We start from the raw sequence: 5907 nt of genomic DNA, 5'->3' as shown, positions 1-5907 counted from the left end.
GGAACGCATATGCGTTCCTTTTTTTATGTCTCAATATCAGTTGCTGTCCGGCACAGCAACTGAAGCGATTGGTTAAATCACTTGAGAGATAAGCAAGAAGCAACCAAACAACAATGAGAAAAGCATCATTGGTCGACCACCTTCAGCACTGTATCTGTCTTCCGCTACCTTCATAAAGCGTTGCTTATGAACCATCACCAGAGGAACAAACACGGCTAAGAACACTAAGATGATACCTGCATAGTTCAACACTTGTAGGAACTTATCTGCAGCAAGCAGTGAACCCGCCAGCGGCAAGATAAAACTAATGCAGTAAGTGACCGCTGTGTTTTGGTTAAACATGTCTCTGTTCTGGTTGAACAAAGACATCGCTACACCAAAGAAAGAGGTCAACAACGCCAAGCCAGTGAAGGTAGACAGAACGTTACCCACCCAAGGAGACTGAGCCTCAAACGCCGCCATCAAATCTGATACGTTCTTGAAGCTTCTGAATTGCTCTTCGCTCAAGTTACCCACTACCGCAAACAACCAACATAAGTAACACACTAATGGGATCAGAGAACCGACGATCACCATGTTACGCAGCTGTTTGTCTGTCGCTTCGTGGTTGTAAGAAACCAAGGTTGGAATCACAACCATAAAGCCAAAGCTCGTAAACAGGATGGCACTGGTTTTGATTAGATCAACATGGTCATGGCTGGTTACCTGCATCAAGTTTTCTTGAGTCATGCTCGGCGCTAAGAACACCATGGTTGCAAACAAGCTAGCAAGCATAACGAAGAACAAAGCACGGTTGAGTTTATCAATCACACCGGTGCCACTTGCGACGACAGCGCCAGCAAGTAACGTAAACACGACTTGGCTCGTGGTCGCGGTGAGTTCAACGCCAAAGTTAGACAGTAACTTACTCAGCAAGTCACCTGCGCCCAGAATGTAAGCCATCAATAGGCAAATCAATAACGCGTAAAGTAGGCCGTTGGTAATCAACTGACCTTGTTTGCCCAAGGTTTTTCGGGCAATTGAGTTTAGTCCTAGACCACCACCCGCTTTGATGGTCGCTTCTAGAAGTAATAATGCTGCGTAAGTGGTACCAAAACAGATCAGAACCATCAGCAGCGTGCCGTAAAGCAATCCAAATTGAGCTAATACCATTGGGATCGCAAGCATACCAGCACCGAGAGCGGTACCAGCGATAATTAGGGAGCTACCCATCATTTTAATATTCATTGTTTTTAACTTATTTGTTTAGTTTTTATAGATATGAGTCTTCGTACATCGAGCGGATGACAAAGGAGTTCAGATAGAAATAGAGTTATAAAACGAATAACAATAGGAGCGATAAGCGGTAAAGAAGCGTGCAGAGACGTGGTCGAACAAGGTGTTCAAAGGGGAGCTTGTCTTAAAAGAGGTAAAACGAGAAGCGTGAGTTTGCGTTAACTGATGTGGTGAACCTTCTGTAGGTTCAATAATCGGCGATGTAATCTTGAATTTCATGTATGTGTCCAATAATTAAGTCACATTCCATAGTATTTGAAGCAGCGCATCCATTGCTGCCCTACCTCTGTCATTAGAGGTATTTTCATCTTATCGAATGAGCTTTGAAACACAACGCTATAACCACATTTTTTGCTATTAAATTGAACAAAATAGCCATTTGGATACAAATCGACCACCAAACCGCGTAAAACAATAATCATTATTAATAAAAAGCGGAACTATAAACACCCCACCCCATAAACAACAAAGCTTGTATAAAGAGCACCCAAACATATATGACAGCTACAAAAAAGGCGCTCTTGTAAGCGCCTTTCGTTCGATTATAGCTTTTAAGGCTATAACCTTGAAAGCTATAGTATTGAAGACTGTTGCCTTGATAGCTGTAACTTTGATAGCTGTATCTTTGAAATCTACAGCATCGAAACCTTATTCACCGCGGTAGATACAACCCGCTGTACATGTTTCTTTAATCTCAACCTTGCTCAAAAGTGGCAAGCTTGGTTTAAGTTCATTCCAGATCCACTTAGCCAATACTTCACTTGTCGGGTTTTCTAAACCTTCAATGTCGTTTAGGTAGTAGTGGTCTAAACGGTCGTAAATTGGTTTGAATACAGCTTTAATTTCAGAAAAGTCGATTACCCAACCTGTATGCGGGTCAACTTCGCCTTCTACGTACAAACGAACAAGAAAAGAGTGACCATGCAAACGACCGCACTTATGCCCTTCTGGCACGTGTGGAAGATGGTGGGCTGCTTCAAACATAAACTCTTTGTATAACTCAGTTCTCATTGTGTTTCTCAGGCTAAAAAAATGACACGCAATATTACGTAAAACCAATGCACACTACAAGTTCTATCACCACTGTACGGCCTTATTAGCTTCAAGGGTTCCCCTCAAAAGTTACCGTATCAGTGGTCAAAACGAGGTGCATATTCACATCATGAAAAGTGCTCGCATAGTTCATCAATAAACACCTTCACCTTACGCGGAGTATTCACTCTCTCACGGTAAAGTGCATAAACCGTTCTCTCTTTAAGCGTGTACTGCGATAGGATTTCCACAATTGCGCCAGACTCTACATCTTCTTCGGCTAATTGCCTTGGTAGCATTGCAATACCATAGCCAAAACGAACCGCGACCTTTACTGCTTGCACGCTGTTTACCGTGAGTGTTGGCTTAAGATTTACATCATGGAAATACCCACCAAACTCAAACCTCCACACACCATCATTCTTAAGGTTTGGATCTTCAATTATGGTGTGATTAGCTAAATCAATTGGCGTTGTAATCTCTGTATTATTTTCTAGGTATTTAGGTGAAGCACAAACCAAGTTCTGATTTACAAAGATAGTGCGCGCGATCATGCCTAAGTCTTTCGAAACTAAATCACCAGAACGAATCGCAATGTCATAACCAACCGTCGCGAGATCTTGAACACCATCTGAAAGCATGAGATTGAACGCCACATCTGGGTATTTGTTTGAAAATTTCAAAATGAAGGGCATCAACATGATCTCAGTGAGACCTTTAGGCGCCATAACACTCAAAGAGCCAACCATTTCTGAACTATCAAACCTCAAAGAATCATTTAAATCTTCAATGCCGTCGACCAACCCATGAGCCTCATTAAAATAGCGACGACCAACCTCAGTTAAGGACAGTGACTTGGTAGAGCGATTCAATAAGCGAGTATTTAGGTAAGCCTCAAGCTCTCTTACATGGCGACTAACTAAAGACTTCGACACTCCGATCTTCTTAGCCGCACCTGTAAAACTGCCCTCCTCAACAGTCACAATAAATGACTTAATAGACGTTAATACGTTCATGAACTCACCCCACTGTTTACATATTGTCGACAGACTATCTACAAAATGGGCTCTACTCAAGGCAGTAACGTTCCATTAGATTGTTGGCACTCAACAAACATAAGGATAGAAACTATGACAAGCAAACAAGTTCAGGTTGTAAAAGACTACTTTAAGCATTGTGTAGACGGTAAACAAACTCACCGTATTGGCGAATATTTCGCTGAAAATACGATGATCCATAGACCTGATTGCAATAAGATAATTAACGGCCTCTCTGAGTTCGAAGCCATGTTAAAAGTTCACGTTACTGAACGATATGAATCACTGGAAACGACGTTTCAAAAAATCGTAGAAGACGGCCATCAAGTTGTTGTTGCGCTCACTCACAGAGCTAAAGGTGCTGATGAGTGGAAAGGCTACCAACTGAATGGAAAAAACGTTACTTGGACTAGCCTTACTTACTTCCGATTCAATGATGAAGGCAAAGTTGTCGAGGAGATTGTTGAACGCAATGAGCTAAGCATGGCACTTCAACTGGGCTTAAACCTAACTAGTTAAAAGCTCACTGGAATGATACTGACTCAGCAGTTAAGCCAGATTGAATAATACGAAGAAGGCATCTATTAGGTGCCTTTTAGAAAGTAATTTTTATTTAAGTTATGTACGTTTATTGGGCTTTAATACCCTTCAAATTTAGCGATAAACTCCCATCCATTCGCCCAAAGAACATCATTACAAACCCGCTACATCACAGAAACATAACCACAACCGGAGTGTGGTCACACAATTGGTTATACCTCATAGGTGGTAGATCCTCTTACACGTAAAGTATGCATGTCATTATACTTAATAAAAACAAACACCTTATGCGCTCAACAATCACCTTTAAAATCCTAGTGGCCCTCGCCATCGTGTTCACTTTTCTATTAGCAATATCGACCTACTTTCAATATTCGCAGCAAAAGCAACTTGTAAACTCAGTGTTAAGTGAGCAACTTCACGATAAAGCGAGCAACTATTTCGATAGCCTCAATATGATGATGCTCACTGGCACCATGGCACAAAAAGAGACCCTTCGTCAGAAAGCCTTAGCTCAAGAAGGCATTGAAAATGTCCGTGTATTGCGTGCTGATGCGGTAAGTAAATTATACGGGCCTGGCAATGGCAACCAAACACCTGTGGATGATATTGATAAACGAGCGCTAGCGGGTGAAACCGTTATCAAACCCTTTTCTGCCGATTGGGGAAAAGGCTTGGTTATTGCTCTGCCAATGAAGTCGAGCGAGAACTATCGCGGCACCAATTGTGTGGCATGTCATATGGCGCCAGAAGGGGAAGTATTAGGTGCAATTCGACTTGAATATAACCTTAACCATGTCAACTCGCTGATCAATACTCAAACGATGACAGCGATCGGTATCATGGCAGTGATCTCCTTTGCCGGATTCGTTCTTACGATGGGATTGATTCGTAAGATAATCGTTCGCCCGCTTCAACAAACCTCTCGCTTTATGACTCAAGTCAGCAGTGATAAAAACCTATCAACTCGACTGCCAGAGCAAAGCAAGGATGAAATTGGCACGCTTGCTAACTCCATCAACTCGTTCATGGGCACGGTTTCCGACAGCTTAGAGAGGGTACAAGACACCTCGCACAAACTGAATGCGTCTGCCAACCAACTGACTAGTGTTGCACAAATTACCGAGCAAGCCGCCAGCGATCAACAAAACGAAACCGCTGAAGTACAAAACAATATCGAAGGGATACAGGCGCAGCAAGTTAATGTAGAACAAGCCACTTTAACCGCGTCAGAACTCATCAATCACACCGCCGATGTGGCATGTAAGAGTGCGAACCAAGCACATGATGCAAGCAGTGAGATAAAGAACCTAGTCAGTAGCATAGAAGAAGTGAAACACAAGATACTGACACTCAATGAGCAAACCGGAGAGGTCTCTTCAATATTGAGTGTGATTCGTGGCATTGCCGATCAAACCAATCTTCTAGCCTTAAATGCGGCGATTGAAGCGGCTCGTGCGGGAGAGCAAGGTCGGGGCTTTGCGGTAGTGGCAGATGAAGTTCGTAATCTTGCATCACGAACGGCAGAGGCAACTGGCAGTATTGAGTCAATCATTCATCAGTTCCAACAAGGCAGTGAAGAATCGCTGAATTCTGCTGACCGCGTTTGCGAACAAGCACATCAAAGCTCAACAGATATCGACGCACTGTCCGTTGAGATGAACGGTGTCGTTGAAGAAATGAAACAAGTGCTGGCTCATGCACAAAATATTCAGCAACAGACGCAATCCACCACACAAGCAACCCAAGATGTGCAACAAAAAGTTGAAACCATCACTTCTCACGCAGACAACACATCGCAGTCTGCAGCTGAGACTCGTGGAATCAGTAATGATTTAGAAGAGCTATCAGATCACCTTGAATCTCTTATCAACCAATTCACCTTATCGAACTCAAATACCAACGATAAAGGTCAGTCATAGGCCGTTAGAACTCCCCTAGCGACATCAACAAAAAAGCGCTCAAAGGTGAGCGCTTTATCTTCATAACAATGTCTAATTCGGGCTTTAAGATTTTAAGATTT

The 5907-nt window shown here is 42.8% G+C and carries 6 protein-coding genes; 2 read left to right on the top strand and 4 right to left on the bottom strand.

All coding sequences use genetic code 11. The features are described 5' to 3' along the window. Window positions 1–72: 72 nt before the first annotated feature. The 4 genes from AB4232_RS05385 to AB4232_RS05370 form a co-directional block, all read right to left on the bottom strand. Entirely contained in the window at window positions 73–1215 is a 1143-nt protein-coding gene (locus AB4232_RS05385) for an amino acid permease (protein WP_009847037.1), read from the bottom strand. Between the two features lie 81 nt (window positions 1216–1296). Further along, complete coding sequence (locus AB4232_RS05380; protein ID WP_131825228.1) at window positions 1297–1494, bottom strand: hypothetical protein; 198 nt, start codon at window positions 1492–1494, stop codon at window positions 1297–1299. Window positions 1495–1923: 429 nt separating this feature from the next. Next, complete coding sequence (gene queD, locus AB4232_RS05375) at window positions 1924–2286, bottom strand: 6-carboxytetrahydropterin synthase QueD (protein WP_009847038.1); 363 nt, start codon at window positions 2284–2286, stop codon at window positions 1924–1926. 149 nt (window positions 2287–2435) lie between these two features. Next, the gene (locus AB4232_RS05370) at window positions 2436–3323 is read right to left on the bottom strand and encodes a LysR family transcriptional regulator (protein WP_009847039.1); all 888 of its coding nucleotides are present in this window, start codon (window positions 3321–3323) and stop codon (window positions 2436–2438) included. 114 nt (window positions 3324–3437) lie between these two features. On the opposite strand from AB4232_RS05370, the gene AB4232_RS05365 reads away from it, so the two are divergent. Both AB4232_RS05365 and AB4232_RS05360 read left to right on the top strand, forming a co-directional pair. Beyond that, complete coding sequence (locus AB4232_RS05365) at window positions 3438–3863, top strand: ester cyclase (RefSeq protein ID WP_009847040.1); 426 nt, start codon at window positions 3438–3440, stop codon at window positions 3861–3863. Between the two features lie 308 nt (window positions 3864–4171). Further along, on the top strand, window positions 4172–5806 hold the full coding sequence (locus AB4232_RS05360; protein ID WP_102258630.1) for a methyl-accepting chemotaxis protein: 1635 nt from the start codon (window positions 4172–4174) through the stop codon (window positions 5804–5806). Window positions 5807–5907: the final 101 nt, after the last annotated feature.

This window comes from Vibrio sp. 10N.286.46.A8 (genome assembly GCF_041470165.1).
Lineage (GTDB): Bacteria > Pseudomonadota > Gammaproteobacteria > Enterobacterales > Vibrionaceae > Vibrio > Vibrio tasmaniensis_A.
This window is presented reverse-complemented; position numbering and strand designations above follow the sequence as displayed.

Coding starts and splice junctions, on each gene's coding strand:
- AB4232_RS05385 (WP_009847037.1), bottom strand. CDS start 1,215: ATGATGGGTAGCTCCCTAATTATCGCTGGTACCGCTCTCGGTGCTGGT.
- AB4232_RS05380 (WP_131825228.1), bottom strand. CDS start 1,494: ATGAAATTCAAGATTACATCGCCGATTATTGAACCTACAGAAGGTTCA.
- queD (WP_009847038.1), bottom strand. CDS start 2,286: ATGAGAACTGAGTTATACAAAGAGTTTATGTTTGAAGCAGCCCACCAT.
- AB4232_RS05370 (WP_009847039.1), bottom strand. CDS start 3,323: ATGAACGTATTAACGTCTATTAAGTCATTTATTGTGACTGTTGAGGAG.
- AB4232_RS05365 (WP_009847040.1), top strand. CDS start 3,438: ATGACAAGCAAACAAGTTCAGGTTGTAAAAGACTACTTTAAGCATTGT.
- AB4232_RS05360 (WP_102258630.1), top strand. CDS start 4,172: ATGCGCTCAACAATCACCTTTAAAATCCTAGTGGCCCTCGCCATCGTG.